This is a genomic window from Pseudomonas sp. TWR1-1-3 (assembly GCF_049896805.1).
Classification (GTDB): domain Bacteria; phylum Pseudomonadota; class Gammaproteobacteria; order Pseudomonadales; family Pseudomonadaceae; genus Aquipseudomonas; species Aquipseudomonas bubulae.
The window spans coordinates 373,133-391,073 of the sequence record NZ_JAFCUZ010000003.1 but is presented as its reverse complement, the minus strand read 5'-3'; the positions used below and the strand labels follow the sequence as shown (position 1 = coordinate 391,073).

Annotated in this window: 16 protein-coding genes; 8 read left to right on the top strand and 8 right to left on the bottom strand. The window is 58.9% G+C overall.

From position 1 onward, the window contains the following. Positions 1–14: 14 nt before the first annotated feature. The 6 genes from ACP7BE_RS14665 (at position 15) to ACP7BE_RS14640 (ending at position 5,907) form a co-directional block, all read left to right on the top strand. A complete protein-coding gene (locus tag ACP7BE_RS14665) occupies positions 15–1,211 on the top strand; it encodes an SfnB family sulfur acquisition oxidoreductase (protein WP_094999658.1) in 1,197 nt (398 codons plus the stop codon). Beyond that, positions 1,211–2,572: an LLM class flavin-dependent oxidoreductase gene (locus ACP7BE_RS14660; RefSeq protein ID WP_095017893.1), complete on the top strand. Its 1,362-nt coding sequence runs from the start codon at positions 1,211–1,213 to the stop codon at positions 2,570–2,572. Before ACP7BE_RS14665 ends, ACP7BE_RS14660 begins: the two co-directional genes overlap by 1 nt. Positions 2,573–2,686: 114 nt before the next feature. Next, a complete protein-coding gene (locus ACP7BE_RS14655) occupies positions 2,687–3,478 on the top strand; it encodes a MetQ/NlpA family ABC transporter substrate-binding protein (RefSeq protein ID WP_094999660.1) in 792 nt (263 codons plus the stop codon). A 2-nt stretch (positions 3,479–3,480) separates the two neighbouring features. Beyond that, positions 3,481–4,602 carry a methionine ABC transporter ATP-binding protein gene (locus ACP7BE_RS14650; RefSeq protein WP_426106306.1) on the top strand — a complete coding sequence of 374 codons (1,122 nt, stop codon included), beginning with the start codon at positions 3,481–3,483 and terminating at the stop codon, positions 4,600–4,602. Beyond that, the gene (locus ACP7BE_RS14645; protein ID WP_094999662.1) at positions 4,592–5,236 is read left to right on the top strand and encodes a methionine ABC transporter permease; all 645 of its coding nucleotides are present in this window, start codon (positions 4,592–4,594) and stop codon (positions 5,234–5,236) included. The genes ACP7BE_RS14650 and ACP7BE_RS14645 overlap by 11 nt, the downstream gene beginning before the upstream one ends. A 41-nt stretch (positions 5,237–5,277) precedes the next feature. Beyond that, complete coding sequence (locus tag ACP7BE_RS14640; protein ID WP_426106304.1) at positions 5,278–5,907, top strand: class I SAM-dependent methyltransferase; 630 nt, start codon at positions 5,278–5,280, stop codon at positions 5,905–5,907. 102 nt (positions 5,908–6,009) lie between these two features. Here the strand turns inward: ACP7BE_RS14640 and ACP7BE_RS14635 are convergent, their stop codons facing one another. From ACP7BE_RS14635 to ACP7BE_RS14620, 4 genes are all read right to left on the bottom strand, one after another. Next, entirely contained in the window at positions 6,010–7,239 is a 1,230-nt protein-coding gene (locus ACP7BE_RS14635; RefSeq protein ID WP_094999664.1) for a nucleoside recognition domain-containing protein, read from the bottom strand. A 104-nt stretch (positions 7,240–7,343) separates the two neighbouring features. Next, complete coding sequence (gene gltP / locus ACP7BE_RS14630) at positions 7,344–8,663, bottom strand: glutamate/aspartate:proton symporter GltP (RefSeq protein WP_094999665.1); 1,320 nt, start codon at positions 8,661–8,663, stop codon at positions 7,344–7,346. 610 nt (positions 8,664–9,273) lie between these two features. Then, positions 9,274–9,438: a DUF1328 domain-containing protein gene (locus ACP7BE_RS14625; RefSeq protein WP_019828122.1), complete on the bottom strand. Its 165-nt coding sequence runs from the start codon at positions 9,436–9,438 to the stop codon at positions 9,274–9,276. An 82-nt stretch (positions 9,439–9,520) separates the two neighbouring features. Beyond that, complete coding sequence (locus ACP7BE_RS14620) at positions 9,521–9,805, bottom strand: hypothetical protein (protein WP_094999666.1); 285 nt, start codon at positions 9,803–9,805, stop codon at positions 9,521–9,523. A 537-nt stretch (positions 9,806–10,342) separates the two neighbouring features. Between ACP7BE_RS14620 and algB the strand changes: the two genes are divergently transcribed. Together algB and ACP7BE_RS14610 are read left to right on the top strand one after the other, a co-directional pair. Then, a complete protein-coding gene (algB, locus tag ACP7BE_RS14615) occupies positions 10,343–11,689 on the top strand; it encodes a sigma-54-dependent response regulator transcription factor AlgB (protein WP_094999667.1) in 1,347 nt (448 codons plus the stop codon). Positions 11,690–11,696: 7 nt separating this feature from the next. After that, complete coding sequence (locus ACP7BE_RS14610; protein WP_094999668.1) at positions 11,697–13,487, top strand: ATP-binding protein; 1,791 nt, start codon at positions 11,697–11,699, stop codon at positions 13,485–13,487. Positions 13,488–13,491: 4 nt separating this feature from the next. On the opposite strand, the gene ACP7BE_RS14605 is transcribed toward ACP7BE_RS14610, so the two are convergent. From ACP7BE_RS14605 to ACP7BE_RS14590, 4 genes are all read right to left on the bottom strand, one after another. Further along, on the bottom strand, positions 13,492–14,271 hold the full coding sequence (locus ACP7BE_RS14605) for an N-acetylmuramoyl-L-alanine amidase (protein WP_150628800.1): 780 nt from the start codon (positions 14,269–14,271) through the stop codon (positions 13,492–13,494). Positions 14,272–14,403: 132 nt separating this feature from the next. Then, a complete protein-coding gene (locus ACP7BE_RS14600; protein WP_094999670.1) occupies positions 14,404–14,805 on the bottom strand; it encodes a hypothetical protein in 402 nt (133 codons plus the stop codon). A gap of 271 nt (positions 14,806–15,076) precedes the next feature. Continuing rightward, the gene (locus ACP7BE_RS14595) at positions 15,077–17,065 is read right to left on the bottom strand and encodes a diguanylate cyclase (RefSeq protein ID WP_426106299.1); all 1,989 of its coding nucleotides are present in this window, start codon (positions 17,063–17,065) and stop codon (positions 15,077–15,079) included. Beyond that, entirely contained in the window at positions 17,062–17,940 is an 879-nt protein-coding gene (locus ACP7BE_RS14590) for an endonuclease/exonuclease/phosphatase family protein (protein ID WP_094999672.1), read from the bottom strand. Before ACP7BE_RS14590 ends, ACP7BE_RS14595 begins: the two co-directional genes overlap by 4 nt. Position 17,941 lies beyond the last annotated feature (1 nt).

Here is a 17,941-nt window from a genome sequence, read left to right as displayed (position 1 = left end):
CCCTGGAGACACCCATGTCACTGATATCCAAACAGGTCCCGGTTATCCACAGCGATGCCGAGGCCCTGAGCGTAGCCCGTGAACTGGCGGCGTTTTTCAAACGCGACAGTGCCCTGCGTGACCGCGAGCGGCGCTTGCCGTTTGATGAGCTTGAGCTGTTTTCCCATACCGGCCTGTGGGGCATCACCGTGCCCAAGGCCTACGGCGGCGCAGGCGTGTCCAGCGTCACCCTGGCGCAAGTGATCGCGCTGATCGCTGCGGCCGATGCCTCTCTGGGGCAAATCCCGCAAAACCACTTTTATGCACTCGAAGTTTTACGGGTCAATGGCACACACGAGCAAAAGCAGCGGCTCTATGCCGAAGTGCTGGCCGGAGAGCGCTTCGGCAATGCCCTGGCTGAAATCGGCACCAAGACTGCACACGATCGCACCACCCATCTGGCCCAGGCCGAACACGGCTACCGCATCACCGGGCGCAAGTTCTACGCCACTGGCGCACTGTATGCACAGCGGATACCTACCTCGGTTGTGGACGATAACGGCATCCAGCATCTTGCATTCGTGCGCCGCGACAGCGATGGCCTAAGCGTGATCGACGACTGGAGCGGTTTTGGCCAGCGTACTACGGGCAGCGGTTCGGTGGTTTTCGACAACGTACTGGTCGCAGCACAAGACGTGATCCCGTTTCAAAGCGCCTTCGAGCGTCCGACCCCGGTTGGTCCGCTGGCGCAGATCCTTCACGCGGCCATCGATACCGGTATCGCCCGCGCCGCCTTTGAAGACGCCCTGCATTTTGTGCGCAGCAAAACCCGGCCCTGGATTGATGCCACTACGGATATCGCCAGCGAAGACCCGCTGACCCTCAAAAGCTTCGGCCATTTGAGCGTACGTCTGCATGCCGCCGAAGCCCTGCTGGAACGTGCCGGAGCGTTTCTGGATATTGCTCAGAGCAACACCAGCGCCAGCACCGTCGCCGCAGCCTCGATTGCCATCGCAGAAGCCCGGGCCCTGAGTACAGAAATTTCCCTGGCCGCCGGCAGCACCCTGTTCGAGCTGGCGGGCAGCCAGGCCACGCTGGCCGAGCACGGCCTTGACCGTCACTGGCGCAACGCCCGCGTGCACACCCTGCATGACCCGGTGCGCTGGAAGTACCACGCGGTAGGCAATTACTACCTAAATGATGCCAACCCGCCATTGCGGGGGACCATCTGATGAGCAAAAAGAAGATTCTGATCAATGCCTTCAACATGAACTGCATTGGTCATATCAACCACGGTCTGTGGACTCATCCACGTGACAACTCGACCACCTTCAACACCCTTGAATACTGGACTGAGTTGGCGCAGCTGCTGGAGCGCGGGCTGTTTGACGGGCTGTTTATCGCCGATATCGTGGGCGTATATGACGTTTATCAACAATCGGTTGATATGCCGCTCAAAGAGGCGATCCAGCTGCCGGTCAATGATCCACTGCTGCTGGTTTCGGCGATGGCTGCCGTCACCAAGAACCTCGGCTTTGGCCTGACCGCCAACCTGACCTACGAAACGCCGTATTTATTCGCGCGTCGCATGTCGACCCTGGACCACCTGACCCGCGGTCGCGTTGGCTGGAATATTGTTACCGGCTACCTCGACAGTGCAGCCAAAGCCATGGGCCTGACCGAACAGGTCGAGCATGACCGGCGCTACGATCAGGCCGATGAGTACCTGCAAGTGCTCTACAAGCTATGGGAAGGCAGCTGGGAAAACGACGCCGTGCTCAATGACCCGGCCCGGCGCATCTATGCCCGGCCCGACAAGGTGCACAAGATCAAACACGAAGGTGAGTTCTATCAGGTGGAGGGTTATCACCTTTGCGCACCGTCGCCGCAACGCACCCCGGTGCTGTTTCAGGCGGGCAGCTCGGATCGCGGCCTGGTGTTTGCCGGTCGTCATGCCGAGTGCGTGTTTATCAGCGGACAGACCAAGGCAGCGACCAGAGCCCAGGTCGACAAGGTGCGCGCCAGCGCTGTGGCTGCGGGCCGCAACCCGGACGACATCAAGCTGTTTATGGGGATCAACGTGATCGTGGCGCCGACCGAGGCCCAGGCATTGGCCAAGCGTGACGAGTACCTGAGCTATGCCAGTGCCGAAGCCGGCGTGGCGCACTTTTCCAGCTCCACGGGTATCGACTTTGCCGATTACGAACTGGACGAGCCGATCCAGTACGTGAAGAGCAACGCGATCCAGTCCGCCACCAAAGTGCTGCAAAACAACGACTGGACCCGGCGCAAGCTGCTCGAACAGCACGCCCTGGGCGGGCGTTACATCACGCTGGTGGGTTCGCCTGCGCAAGTGGCCGACGAGCTGGAATCCTGGATTGCAGAAACCGGCCTGGACGGGTTCAACCTGACCCGCATCGTCACCCCTGAAAGCTACGTCGATTTTATCGACCTGGTGGTCCCCGAACTGCAGCGCCGGGGCTCTTATAAAACCGCTTATGACACTGGCAGCCTGCGTCAGAAGCTGTTTGTGGAAGGCGATGCGCACTTGCCGCAACGCCATACAGGTGCGGCTTACAGACACAACCCTTAACCCTTTTTGTTGTGGGAGCGAGCCTGCTCGCGAAGCTTGCAGGACTGCCAAACTTTCGCGAGCAGGCTCGCTCCCACAGGGTTCGAATTCCGACTCTTTGACTGGGCAATTATCATGAACAAAAAACACGCACTGGTTCTGGCCCTCGGGCTGTTTAGCGGTTTGCTCCACGCGGCCGACAAGCCGCTCAAGGTCGGTACCACCGCCGCGTTCGCCATTCCCCTGGAAACCGCAGTGGCCGAGGCCGACAAGCAAGGGCTCAAGGTCGAGCTGGTGGAGTTCACCGACTGGATCGCACCCAACGTCAGCCTGGCCAGCGGCGATATCGATGTGAATTACTTCCAGCACATCCCGTTCCTGGAAAACGCCAAGGCCGCCGCCGGGTTCGATTTGGCACCCTACGCCAAAGGCATCATCAACAACGTGGGCCTGTACTCGAAAAAATACAAAAGCCTCGACGCCCTGCCTGAAGGCGCAACTGTTGCCATTGCCAATGACCCGATCAATAGCGGGCGTGGCCTGCAACTGCTGGCCAAGGCCGGGCTGATTACACTCAAGCCGGGCGTTGGTTACAAGGCGACGGAAGAGGACATCATCGCCAACCCGAAAAAGATCAAGATCCTGCAGGTTGAGGCCGTGCAACTGGTACGCGCCTACGACGATGCCGACCTGGTGCAGGGTTATCCAGCCTACATTCGCCTGTCGAAAACCTTCGATGCCGAGTCGGCCTTGCTGTTCGACGGCATCGACCACCCTGAATATGTGATTCAGTTCGTGATCCAGCCCAAGAACAAAGACGACCCGCGTCTGGCCAAATTTATTGATATCTATCAGCACTCGCCAGTGGTCAAAGCTGCGCTGGATAAGACCTACGGCACTCTGTACCAGCCCGGCTGGGGAGGCTGACCATGAATGTGGCCATTGCTCGCGAGCGGCTCGATCAGCCGCAGCCCGGCGCCAACCACACCGAGCTGCACCCTGAGTTGAGCCACGCCCATGTGCGTTTTATCGGTATCGGCAAAACCTATGACGGCCGCCAGGGCCCTGTGGATGCCCTCACGGGTATTGATCTGGCAATCCAGCGCGGGGAGATCTTCGGCATCATCGGGCGCAGCGGTGCTGGCAAGTCGTCGTTGATTCGCACCATCAACCGCCTCGAACAGCCTACCCGCGGCCGCGTGCTGATCGATCAGGTCGATATCGCCAGCTTTGACGAAGACAAGCTGGTGGCGCTGCGGCGCAAGATCGGCATGATCTTCCAGCACTTCAACCTGATGTCGGCCAAAACCGTATGGCAGAACGTCGAGTTGCCACTCAAGGTGGCGGGCGTGCCCAAGCTGCAACGGGAGCAGAAGGTGCGTGAGCTGCTGGATCTGGTTGGCCTGCAAGGCAAGCACACGGCTTACCCGGCGCAACTGTCGGGCGGGCAAAAACAGCGTGTGGGCATTGCCCGTGCGCTGGTGCACGATCCGGCGATTTTGCTGTGCGATGAAGCCACCTCGGCCCTGGACCCCGAAACCACTCAGTCGATCCTCGGTCTGCTGCGCGAAATCAACCAGCGCCTGGGCCTGACCATCATCCTCATTACCCATGAAATGGCCGTGATTCGTGATATCTGTCACCGCGTAGTGGTACTGGAGCAAGGTCGCGTGGTCGAGCAAGGCCCTGTGTGGCAGGTCTTCGGCGATCCTCAGCATGACGTCAGCAAGACCCTGTTGGCGCCCTTGCAGGCGACCCTGCCTGAAGCGCTGCGTAACCGTATTTCGGCGCAGGCACAGTCCGCACAAGCCAGCGTGATCTTGCGCCTGCGTTTTACCGGCCGGCAGGCCCAAGAGCCTGACCTGGGCGCGCTGTTCAGCGCGCTGGGAGGGCAAGTGCGGCTGCTCCACGGCGGCGTCGAACACATCCAGGGGCATGCCCTGGGGCAACTGCTGCTCAGCGTAACCAGCACTTCGCTGGGCGCCGAAGAGCTGCGCAAACGGGCCGGGCAATGGGCACAACAGGTCGAGGTAGTGGGCTATGGGATTTGATCGTTTGTGGCAGGGGGTGATCGACACCTTCCTGATGGTCGGTGTGTCGTCGCTGATCGCGCTGGTTCTGGGCATACCGCTGGCGGTGATCCTGGTCACCAGTGGCAAAGGCGGGATTTATCAAGCCCCCACACTGAACAAGGCACTGGGTGCGTTCGTCAATCTGTTCCGTTCAATCCCGTTTCTGATTTTGATGGTGGCATTGATCCCGTTCACCCGCCTGATTGTGGGCACTACCTACGGCGTATGGGCGGCGGTCGTACCGCTGACCATCGCCGCCACACCGTTTTTTGCACGCATAGCTGAAGTCAGCCTGCGTGAGGTGGATCACGGTTTGATTGAAGCCGCCCAAGCCATGGGCTGTAAGCGCCATCACATTATCTGGCACGTACTGCTGCCCGAAGCCTTACCCGGCATCGTCGGCGGTTTTACCATCACCCTGGTGACGATGATCAATTCGTCGGCCATGGCCGGTGCGATTGGTGCTGGCGGGCTGGGTGACATCGCGTACCGCTATGGTTACCAGCGCTTCGACTCGCAGGTGATGCTGACCGTGATCGTATTGCTGGTGATTCTGGTGGCCGTGATTCAGCTGGGTGGTGACCGCCTGGCCCTGGCACTGAACAAACGCTGAGGTATAGTCGGCGGCCAGCCCTGCCGCCGACCGAGCCTGCGATGACCCTCGATGCAAAAACTCTCGAACAGATTGCCGCCACGACCCTGAGCCACTATCAACAGAGCGCCGAGGGCTTTCGTGAAGGCACCCGCGACCATGACGTGAGCCAGAACATCGACGCCCTTTTGCGTCATATTCAAGGTTCGGCGCCCTTCACTGTCCTGGATTTCGGCTGCGGACCGGGTCGCGACCTGCAGGCTTTCACCCGCCTCGGGCATGTGGCAATCGGGCTGGACGGCACCGAACGCTTCACCCAAATGGCCCGCGAAGACAGCGGCTGTGAAGTGTGGCACCAGGACTTCCTCAAGCTCGACTTGCCCGCTGAACACTTCGACGGCATCTTCGCCAATGCTTCGCTGTTCCATGTGCCGACCCAGGAACTGGGTCAGGTGCTGGGCAAGCTGCATGCAGCCCTGAAATCCGGCGGCGTACTGCTCAGTTCCAACCCGCGCGGCGACAACCGCGAAGGCTGGAACGGTGAGCGTTATGGGGCTTATCACGATCTGCAGAACTGGCGGGCGATGCTGACGGCTGCAGGGTTTGCCGAGCTGGAGCACTACTACCGCCCGGCGGGCTTGCCCCGTGACCAGCAACCGTGGCTGGTGAGTGTGTGGCGTAAAACCCTGTAAACCTGTGGGAGCGGGCTTGCTCGCGATGCAGGCAACACGGTTTACCTGCGTGGCCGCGGTGATGCCATCGCGAGCAAGCCCGCTCCCACAAGGTGGCCTGGGTTAGCCGAAGAACCAGTAGCACACCGCAATCGCCGCCACCACGCCGGCAAACTCGGCCAGCAGGGCGCAACCCACCGCATGCCGGGCACGCTGGATGCCCACGGCGCCGAAGTACACCGCCAGCACATAGAACGTGGTTTCCGTGCTGCCCTGCACCGTGGCCGCCACCAGCGCCGGGAAGCTGTCCACACCCTGGGTCTGCATGGTTTCGATCAGCAAGGCCCGCGCCGCACTGCCCGAAAAGGGTTTGACCATGGCCGTTGGCAGCGCATCGACAAAGCGCGTATCCCAACCCAGCCACTCAACCACATGGCGAATACCGTCCAGGCCAAAATCCAGTGCCCCGGAAGCACGCAGCACACCCACCGCACACAGCATCGCCACCAGATACGGCAACAGGTTTTTCGCGACGTCGAAGCCTTCCTTGGCCCCTTCCACAAACGCTTCGTAGACCTTGACCTTGCGCAGCGCCCCGATCACCAGAAACAGCATGATCAGGCCGAACAGCGTGAGGTTGCCCAGGATCGACGACAAGCTGGCCAGCGCCGTGGCTGACAGGGTCGCCAGCAATGCCATGAAACCGCCCAGGATCAGCGCGCCAGGCACCAGGTACGCCAGCACCACCGGGTCCCACAGACGCAGGCGCTGGACAATGGCCACCGACAGCAAGCCGACCAGGGTCGAGGCGCTGGTGGCCAGCAGGATCGGCAGGAATACCAGTGTCGGGTCCGGCGCCCCTTGCTGGGCACGGTACATGAAGATAGTGACCGGCAGCAGGGTCAGGGACGAGGCGTTGAGCACCAGAAACAGGATCTGTGCATTACTCGCACTGGTCGGGCTCGGGTTGAGCTCTTGCAGGGCACGCATGGCCTTGAGGCCGATGGGCGTGGCCGCGTTATCCAGCCCCAGGCCGTTGGCGGCGAAGTTCAGGGTGATAAAGCCCAGCGCCGGATGCCCAGGCGGGACTTCTGGCATCAGGCGCTTGAACAGAGGCCCCAGGGCCCTGCCCAGCCAATCGACGATGCCGGCTTTTTCGGCAATGCGCAGGAAGCCGAGCCATAACGTCAGCGTGCCGAAGAGCAAGATCATCACTTCGACGGACAACTTGGCCATGGCGAAGATGCTTTCCACGATCGCCGAGAAGATCCCCGCGTTGCCCCCCACCAGCCATTGGGCGAGCGCCGACACCGTAGCGACGACGAAAAAGCTGAGCCATAGGCCGTTGAGCATCAAGAAAACTCCTGGAAGATGATGCGAATGATAGCGGCCTACCCCCAGAAACAACAAACCCCGGCCAGGGCCGGGGTTTGTGGGAGTTGCGCTACCAGGCGAGGTTACTCACCTTTTGGCAGGGCTTCCTTGCTGCGCCAGTGCGGCAGCGAGTTCCAGTAGCGCTCGCCCTTGGCGTTGTCGTACATGCCTTCCCAACGGGAGATTACCAGTACCGCCAGGGCGTTACCGATCACGTTCAGGGCCGTACGGGCCATGTCCATCACACGGTCAACACCGGCGATAAAGGCCAGGCCTTCCAGCGGGATACCCACGCTGCCCAGGGTCGCCAGCAGTACCACGAAGGATACACCTGGTACACCGGCGATGCCTTTGGAGGTCACCATCAGGGTCAGTACCAGCAGCAGTTGCTGGCTGATCGACAAGTCGATGCCATACAGCTGGGCGATAAAGATTGCCGCGATGCTCTGGTACAGGGTCGAGCCGTCAAGGTTGAACGAGTAGCCGGTCGGTACCACAAAGCTGCAGATCGCTTTCGGGCAGCCGTAGGCTTCCATCTTCTCGATCACGCGTGGCAGCACGGTTTCGGAGCTGGCGGTGGAGTAAGCCAGAACCAGTTCATCCTTGAAGATACGGATCAGTTTGAACACCGAGAAGCCGAACAGCTTGGCAATCAGGCCCAGCACCGCAACGGCGAAGAACAGGATGGCGCCGTAAACCAGCAGCACCAGCTTGGCCAGAGGCACCAGCGAGGCGAAACCGAAGTTGGCGACGGTCACGGCGATCAGGGCAAACACACCGATTGGCGCGTAGTTCATGATCATGTGAGTGACTTTGAACATCGACTCGGACACGCCCTGGAAGGTTTTCACCAGCGGGTCGCGCAGTTCGGCGTTCAGGCTCGACAAACCGAGACCGAAGAGCACCGAGAAGAAGATGATCGGCAACATCTCACCGCGAGCCATGGCCGCGAAGATGTTCGATGGAATCAGGTTGAGGATGGTCTCGATAAACGCATGTTCATGCGTGACTTCAGCTGCCGTGGCTGCGTACTTGGAAATATCGACCGTGCCCAGGGTGCTCATGTCGATCCCGGCACCGGGTTGGAACACGTTGGCCAGCACCAGGCCGACCAGGATCGCGATGGTGGTGACCACCTCGAAGTAAATGATGGTTTTAAAACCGATACGACCGAGTTTCTTCGCATCTCCCACGCCTGCAATCCCGACAACCAGTGAAGAAATCACGATTGGGATTACGATCATCTTGATCAGACGGATAAAGATATCGCCGGCAGGTTGCAGAACGTTACTGATCCACCAGGCCTTTTCAGCACTGAAATGGTTAAGCAGCGCGCCGATTGCAATCCCGAGGACCAGACCAATCAGGATCTGCCAGGCGAGGCTAAGTTTTGCCTTCTTCATGTCATTACCCTTACTTCAAGTGGACTCGGGCAGAGGCTCTGAATAGAGCGCTTGAAAGCGCAAAAAGCAGAAACCGCCACCCCCGTAGAAGGTCGCCCAAACCGAGCCCGAAAGGCTCTTTGGCAGGCGAAAAAAGGCGCAACTATTCCCATGCATGAGGTGGCCGTCTAATGCCGTAAACGCCTACCCTATGCCGAATCGGCATGGGTTTTGTCCGACAAGACCTCAAATCGCCCCTCCTGAGAATCCACAGAATAGACGACATAAGTGCCGTAGACCGGCTGTTTCAAGGTCTTTTTGGCTAAGGAGGGGGTGGCATTAAGCCGCTTATATCCAAGAAATATCCGACAACACAAATCAGATATAAGTCCGGGCTATTTTTCTACAAGTCGATATACGGTCGACGTTTCGAAGTGCTGTTCAGGCCACATTTGTTTTCAAAAAAATGAACCCTGATAAGGCATTACAGCCGCCGAAAGATTTTCTCCGGGCACAAAAAAACCAAGGTAGAACCTTGGCTGCCTGCATCCATGTAACCGGTTTCATGCCCCTCGGCCGCCGCCCGTTACCAGGACAGCGACCGTAGCCTTAAAGGAGGGGGCGGTCATCTCTAGCCTCGACCGCGGCGACCAAAGATAAAGGACACCACAAACATCACCAGGAACACGACAAAGAGAATCTTGGCGATGCCGGTAGCGGTGCCCGCAATACCACCGAAGCCCAGGACAGCAGCGATGATGGCGATAATCAGGAAGGTAATGGCCCAACTCAACATGGTGATTCTCCTTATTACTGTGCGAAACAGGGTGATGAGGGTGTGTCTCGACGCCCGATCAGGGCCTCAAGGTTGTGAACACTTAAAACACCCAACGTTCAGGTGCTGGTTGCGAGCGGGCGATTTGGGTTTCGTCCGAGGCTGCGAGTTCGTAACGGCCAGTGGTATCAGACACTGGGCCAAATGCCTTGAAGTGCTGCTGGGGAGCGATGTAGTGCTGTGCAGCGGCAACCGGCTGCGGTGCTTGCTCCAACCGGCCCAACTGCTGACCACCGATCAGGGTCACCGACAACGCAAGGCTGGCGAACAGACCTTGTTGCAGATGCAATGACGAAACACGCAAGTTGGAGAATTCGTGAATATTCATGTTCAAACTCCTGCCACCCGGTGGTCAATGTGAGGTTGAGCCGCTCTGTGCGACGCTCTGTACAAGGGTAATTGCAGGGGCCGTGCCAGCTTTTGGCACAATAAAAAACCGTTATAAATCAATATGTTATCTATTTGTTCGGATGGATTTGACGCGCAACCTGCACGATGCCCGGCCTGCGGGTCGGGCGTTCTGCACGATCAGGGGATACCACACGTCGCGCAGCAGCTGACTCGCGGAGCGAGGCTGCGTGCGGCGGCACAGCCGTCGCAAATCAGACACCACGGTGTGCCAGTAAAATTCGGTTTTCAGGGTTTACGACGGCTGTGCCGTCGGACGCAGCCTTGCTCCGCGAGTCAGCTGCTGCGAGAGGGATTAATTTCGACCTGCGACTCAACGCAAAAAGCCGCAAAATCAGCCAGTTACCTTATGCAGGCCAGAGCCTTCGGTGCTAGCCTCGGAATCAATCAGAAAAATCATGCAACTTGCCCGATTATTCCGACACTAACCAAGACCACATATAAAGGAACGTAGGAAATGGATTCAGCCAAAGAGCAACAGGGCCGCATTCTGCTGGTCGACGATGAGTCCGCCATCCTGCGTACATTCCGCTATTGCCTCGAAGACGAGGGCTACACTGTCGCCACCGCCAACAGCGCAGCGCAGGCCGACGCACTGCTGCAACGACAGGTGTTCGATCTGTGTTTTCTCGATCTGCGCCTGGGCGAAGACAACGGTCTGGATGTGCTGGCTCAAATGCGTATCCAGGCGCCGTGGATGCGTGTTGTGATAGTCACTGCCCACTCGGCCGTCGATACAGCCGTTGATGCGATCCAGGCAGGTGCCGCCGATTATCTGGTCAAGCCGTGCAGCCCCGACCAGCTAAGGCTGGCCACGGCCAAGCAACTGGAAGTGCGCCAGTTGGCGGCCCGGCTTGAAGCCCTGGAGGGTGAAGTACGCAAGCCCAAAGAAGGCCTCGACTCCCATAGCCCGGCCATGATGGCGGTGCTCGAAACCGCCCGCCAGGTGGCCGGTACGGATGCCAATATTCTTATTCTGGGCGAGTCGGGTACCGGCAAGGGGGAACTGGCACGCGCAATCCACGGTTGGAGCAAACGGGCGAAAAAGTCCTGTGTCACGATCAATTGTCCGTCACTGACGGCCGAGCTGATGGAAAGCGAACTGTTTGGCCATACCCGTGGAGCCTTTACCGGTGCCAGCGAAAGCACCCTGGGCCGGGTGAATCAGGCCGATGGCGGTACCTTGTTCCTCGATGAAATCGGCGATTTCCCGCTGGCCCTACAGCCAAAACTGCTGCGCTTTATTCAGGACAAAGAATACGAGCGCGTCGGCGACCCCGTTACCCGCCGCGCCGATGTACGGATTCTGGCCGCCACCAACCTCCACCTTGAGGACATGGTGCGCGATGGCCGCTTCCGTGAAGACCTGCTCTACCGTCTCAACGTGATCACCCTGCATTTGCCGCCGCTGCGCGAGCGCAGTGAGGATATCCTGACCCTGGCCGACCGTTTCCTGGCCCGTTTCGTCAAGGAATATGCTCGCCCTGCCCGCGGCTTCAGTGAGGAAGCCCGCCGGGCCCTGGCCAATTACCGTTGGCCGGGCAATATCCGCGAGTTGCGCAATGTGGTTGAGCGCGCGAGTATTATTTGCCCGCAGGAAGTGGTTGAAGTCAGCCATCTGGGCATGGCCGAACAAACGGTACCCAACGCCCCGCGGATTGGTGCTGCTCTGAGCCTCGACCAACTGGAGAAAGCCCATATCGGCGCCGTCCTGGCCACCAGTGAAACCCTGGATCAGGCAGCAAAAACCCTGGGTATCGATGCCTCGACGCTGTACCGCAAACGTAAGCAGTACAACCTGTGAGCCCGCGATGAAACTTGCGATCAAGCTGCGCACCCGCCTGTTCCTGAGCATTTCCGCGTTAATCACGGTGGCGCTGCTTGGCCTGTTGCTTGGCGTCGTCAGCGTGATGCAAATGGCGAAAACCCAGGAAGCGCTGATTCGTAACAACTTCATTACCCTCGATCTGGGCCTCAAACTGCGTCAGTCGCTGGGCGATCAGTTGGTGATGATGCTGCATAACCAGCCAGATCCTGAAGCGCTGAAGTCATCAGCCCGGGAGTATTTGAAGCTGCTCGACGAGGGCATCGAGCATGAGCGTAAAAACAATCTGCATAGCGGTTTTGCCCAGGCCCGGGAGGATTACAGCAGTTTTTTGCTGGCCTTCAACAAGGCCAGCGACGCGCAACTGAACCTGAGCAATGACAAGGATCTGACCAGCCGCTTCAATCAACTGCGCAACGGTCTGATTACCGAACACCGTCGTGCGCTCGACACCATATATGCCGCCCAGGCCGCAGCCCGGGATCGCGCCTTGGTCGTCGCCGCCTTGCTCGGCCTGGTTGGCATTGCCGTGCTGATCATCGGCTTTATCACCGCCCACGGTATTGCCAGGCGTTTTGGTGCCCCGATCGAGGCACTGGCCAAGGCCGCGGATAACATTGGCAAAGGCAATTTCGAAGTGGTGTTGCCGCTCTCCTCGGCCACAGAGATGAACCTGCTGACGCGGCGCTTTGGGATTATGGCCGAGGCATTGCGCCAGCATCAGGCAACCAACATCGACGAGCTGCTGGCGGGCCAGCAGCGGCTGCAAGCGGTACTCGACAGTATCGATGACGGGTTGTTGATGATCGATCAGCAAGGTCGGCTGGAGCACTTGAACCCCGTCGCACAGCGCCAGCTGGGTTGGGATGAAGGGCGATTGGGGCAGTCGCTGGGTGAGGCCTTGCAACGTCCGGAACTCGACCAGCAACTGCAAACAGTACTGCGCGGAGGCAGTCTTGAGCGCTTGCCGGAAGACTTGAGCGTCGACATTGAAGGCGAAACCCGACTGCTGACCTACAGCTTGACCCCGGTGAGCCAGCCCAAGGGGCCTATCCTCGGCGCCGTCATGGTGCTGCACGACGTCACCGAGCAGCGTGCCTTTGAGCGGGTACGCAGCGAGTTCGTGTTGCGGGCCTCCCATGAGTTGCGCACCCCCGTCACCGGCATGCATATGGCGTTCGGGTTGTTTCTGGAGCGTTCACGCTTTGATCCCCAGTCACGGGAAACCGACCTGCTCAACACGGTCAACGAAGAAATGCAGCGCCTGATGCAGTTGATCAATGACCTGCTGAACTTCTCCCGCTATCAAAACGGCATGCAGAAGCTGACGCTGGCCCCTTGCAGTGTCGAACACATGCTCGAGGACGCCCGTGTCCGTTTCGCCGACCGTGCGCGGGTAAAAAATGTCGAGCTGCTGGTGCAGCTGCAACAACCGCTACCTGAGTTGCGGGCCGATCAGGCCCAGTTGGAGCGGGTGCTGGACAACCTGCTGGACAACGCCTTGCGCCACACCGCCAGTGGCGGGCAGATCTGCCTGCAGGCCAGGCGCCATGGGGAACGGGTGATTATCAGCATCGAAGACAATGGCGAAGGCATTGCCTATAGCCAACAAGGGCGGATTTTTGAGCCCTTTGTGCAAGTGGGGCGCAAAAAGGGTGGCGCCGGCCTTGGGCTGGCACTGTGCAAAGAGATTGTGCAACTGCATGGCGGGCGCATTGGGGTGTATTCGCGTCCAGGGCAAGGCACACAATTTTACATGGCCCTGCCATTGCTCTAGCTCATCAGTGCTTTTGCGTGTTCAGCACTTTCAAAATGGCCGCACTTTCAGCATCCGGAGTGCCATCGTATCGCGAAGGCCTGAAATGCATCTGGAAGGCGGCCAGAACGTGGCGAGTGGCGACATCCAGCTCTCCGGTTTGCGGGGTTTCGTAGCCCAGAAGCGCCAGTTGCTGCTGGAACCAGGTGATGCTTGGCAAGTTGCTGGCGTACAGTGCTTGCTCCCGGGCTACGGCCCGGGCGTTCGGCCAGATGCCAAAGCCTGCGTCGGCCAGGCGCTTCCAGGGAAACAGCGGGCCTGGATCCAGCTTGCGCAAGGGCGCGATATCGCTATGGCCAATAATGTTGCGCGGGTCGATCTGATAGCGGGTTGAAATATCTTTTAGCAGTGCGATAACCGACTGGACCTGACCCTCTGTATAGGGGTACCAGACTCGACCTTCGGGCGTATCGCGAAAACCCTTGTTGACGATTTCAATGCCGATGGAGCTGGAGTTCAGCCAGGTGCGGCCCTTCCATTGGCTTTCACCGGCGTGCCAGGCGCGCTGGTTTTCATCCACCAGTTTGTAAATGGTCGGCGGAGTATCCCCGACCAGGTAATGGCTGCTGACCGGGCCGCGGGTTAACAGCTCCAGGGAGCGCTCCAGCGAGGTTGAGGTGTAGTGAAGCACCACAAACTGCACGCGGCTGTCGTGGTTGACCGAAGGATGACTGGTGTCCATGCGCAGACCGTTGCTGCAACCGGCCAGCAGGGCAAGGGACAAGATCAGGGCGGAGAATTTCATGGGCGAGAACAACACGACTGAGCAATTAATAGGCAAGCATACCTTACCGCCCGTGTCGTGCAGCTGTACCGGATGAAGACAAGGGCTGCGACCTTGTAAACACCAACAGGGTCGCAGCCTTCGTAAGGTGATTTATTTGCCGCACACCAGGTAAAAACTCATCGATGAATCCCCGGATGGCCCGTTGGCACCCAGCATCAAGCCTATAACATTCACTTCGGATCGGGTCGGTTTGCTCGACAATTTGGCGATGCCATAAAGGGTATGTTCATAGCTTGAATTGTCGTAAGTCGATGCCACACAAAATTTTGGCTCCTTTTGAAAGGCATCGGGCATCAGATTAACTTTATAACTGGCTGCATAATCGGGTTGGCTGGAGTATTCAATACTTTCAATCCAGTGCGGCGATTGTGCGGCCAGTGTTCCATCCTTGTTAATGGAGGCCGAATAGATCGGGGTTTTAGTGGCTGCACTTACCGAAACAGAGCCCGTGATCAAAAAGAACACAGGTAACAAGTAAATCAATATTTTCATACACTACCTTTTACGGCCGTACACCGTACTGGCTTTATACCACCGGGCTAGAGCCTGCAGTGCCCGGCGGCATTGTCGATGGGGGTTTGATAAAGAGATGTCTACAGTGCCGTCGTTACTTGTCGGGTAACCAAACCGGTCTGTTATTTTATATAAGTCGCCCACTCACAACCCGTCAAGAAAGCCGCGAGGGAATCCGTTAATTAATTTTAAATACCGACAGGGACTACTTGCTGTCTAGAAAGTAACTACATAAAGCGACAAATAAATATCAAGTTTCAATAGTCGCTGCTTGAGGCTCCACGCAGTTACGTCCACGCCGTTTGGCCCGATACAGTGCTTCATCAGCCCGTTTAAGCACATGGTCACTGCGATCACCCGGCCTGAACGCGGATACACCGATAGACGTGGTGATGGTCACGGGTTCGCCCTTGAAGTGGAACGGACAGGCCTGGATTGCTGCCCGCAGCTTCTCGATCAGATGCAAACCTGCGCTCATCGGCGTATCGGGCATCAGTAGCACAAACTCTTCGCCACCAAAGCGGGCAATAAAGTCGATCGGCCGCAGATGCTTGCGCAACTGGGTGGCAATGATCTTGAGCACCTTGTCGCCCGCCAGGTGGCCGTAACCATCATTGATACGCTTGAAATGATCGAGGTCGAGCATGGCAATCAGTAGAGGATTACCGTTTTTTTGCCACTGATCGACTTCATATTGCAGGCGTTCGCCCCATGCCGCCCGGTTAGGCAGATCGGTCAGGGGGTCTATCAGTGCTTTTTGGCGCTGTTCTTCAAGATGCTCGCGATAGCCCTGGGCCTGCTGTTCCATGCTCGCGATACGCTCGGCCAGCCCCTGGAGGTGGGCCGAGACCTCCTGTTCACGGGCGATGCGCTGCTGCTGGTGCTGGTCCATCGTGCCCAGCAGCCCTTCGAGACGATTCTCCAGCAGGTGCTTGAGGCTGTTAAGGTCAACGGCGTCCTGCACGCTGTTTTGCAAACCGTCCACATGTTCGCGCAGCTGGCTGTGCAAGTCGTCGGCGGCGGATCGACCCTCGGCATGACCCTCGCTGGCCGCCTGGAGGTTGTTCTGAAATGACTCCAGGCGTTCATTGAGCTGTTTGAGGTAAGCTTCGAATTCATGCTGGCCGCTGTCAGTGATGGCCAGCATCAAAACCGCAAGATCGTCGAGGATCGGCAGTAATTCGTACCAGTTGAGCCCTTTTTCCAGACGCCGGCACATGGCCTCGGCCTGTGGCCTGTGGTGTTCAGGCAGCGACAGGCCGCTCAACAACCCGAGCAGTGTGGACTCAATGTGCTCGGCCACGCTGCTGTAGGTTGGCTCGGGGGCATCAGGCAGGGCATAGACAGCATCGACTTCGGCCAGCTCAGTCTGTTCGTCGAGCGGCGACTGCTCAACGAAATCCCTGGCTTGATCATTTTCGGCCTCAACCATCGCGACCACTGACTCAAGTGCACCGCTGGATGCATGCTCTTGAGCCTCTTGAGGTACCGAAGGGGACGGCTCGGCAAGCGCCTGGGCGTCATCGTCAGCCGTAGCAACGGGCGGCAAGGGCTGTTGTTCGGCTTCAACAATTACCGGTTCAGGCTGAGGCGTGGGTACTGCCGGCGGCTCGGCAACATGCGCTGGGACCACACTGTTCGGCGCAGCCGGTCGCGGCGCCTGAGTCTCAACCGGAATCGGAACCACAGTCGCTTCGCCAAGTGCCTTTTCAGCGTCTTGTGCACCAAATAATCGCTGTAACAAGCCCGGCTTGGGCGGCTGGGCGTCATTGAGTTGCGGCGCCAGTGCCTGCCCTTGCAAGTGACTCAGCTCATCAAGCAGCAGCGGTATTTCACGGGCGTGCGTCACCCGGTTTTCGAGCTGTTTGGCATAGGCCTTGAGCGGCTTGCTGACCTCACGGGGCAGTGGCAGGGCCTGCAGTTGGGTGACCAGCGTATTGAGCGCTGCGCTGACTTGCTCAACCCGGGTTTCACGCCGCTGTTCAGAATCGAGTACGGCTTTTTCAAGGCGCGGCAGCAAGGCGGCAAGGGCGGCGTCCATCTCATTGGTGCGCACCGCTTCGCGCATTTCTTTCATGCATTGGTCGACCGTGCGGTCCGTGCCCTCAGCGGCCAGGGTGCTACGCACCAGGCCACGGCGCAGCAAGTCGAGGCGGGCATTCCAGCGGCGCTCAAGCTTGTCTTGCAGCTCCACGCTTTTAAGGTATTTCTCTTTCCAGCGCGCGGCCTCGTCCCTCATGCCTTCGCCCCGTTGTCAGGCGGGCGCAGCGCGATCTGGGAGTCGACGCCGACAGAGCCTGGCAGACGGATATCGACGGCTACCGGCAGATGGTCCGAGATAGGCTGATCCAGTACCTGGACGCGCTCAAGGGTCAGGCTTGGGCTGAGCAAAATATGATCCAGGCAACGTTGCGGGCGCCAACTGGGGAAGGTGGCCTCCATTTGCGGCGCCAGCAGCCCGAGGTCCCGCAGTGGCGAGGTGTGCAGCAGGTCGTTGGCATGGGTGTTCATGTCGCCCATCAACACCTGGTGCTGATAGTCGCCAATCAACTCGCGAATATAGGCCAGCTGCCGGGTACGGGTTTTGGTTCCCAGCGCCAGGTGCATGACCACGACCACCAAAGCGTCGGGGCCTTCACCAAAGCGCACCAGAATCGCACCACGCCCCGCAGGGCCGGGCAAGGGATGATCTTCAATCGCGGCAGGGCGCAACCGGCTGAGCACACCATTACTGTGCTGGGCCAGACGCCCTAGATTGCGATTGAGTTGTTGATACCAGTAGGGAAATTCGCCCTGCTGGGCAAGATACTTGACCTGATTGATGTAGCCAGAACGATGGCTACCACCGTCGGCCTCTTGCAGGGCGACCAGGTCGAAGTCGCCGAGCAGGTCACCAATACGCTCCAGGTTACCGGCCCGCCCCTTATGGGGCAGCACATGCTGCCAACTGCGGGTCAGGTAATGCCGGTAACCCTGGGTGCTGTTACCCACCTGGATATTGAAACTGAGCAGTCGTAAACGTCGATCATCCGGCATCCCGCAGGACGCCAGATGATCTTCGTTGATCTGCGGCTCATGCAGACCAACACTTCGCTCGCCTTTCCAGCGGAGCATG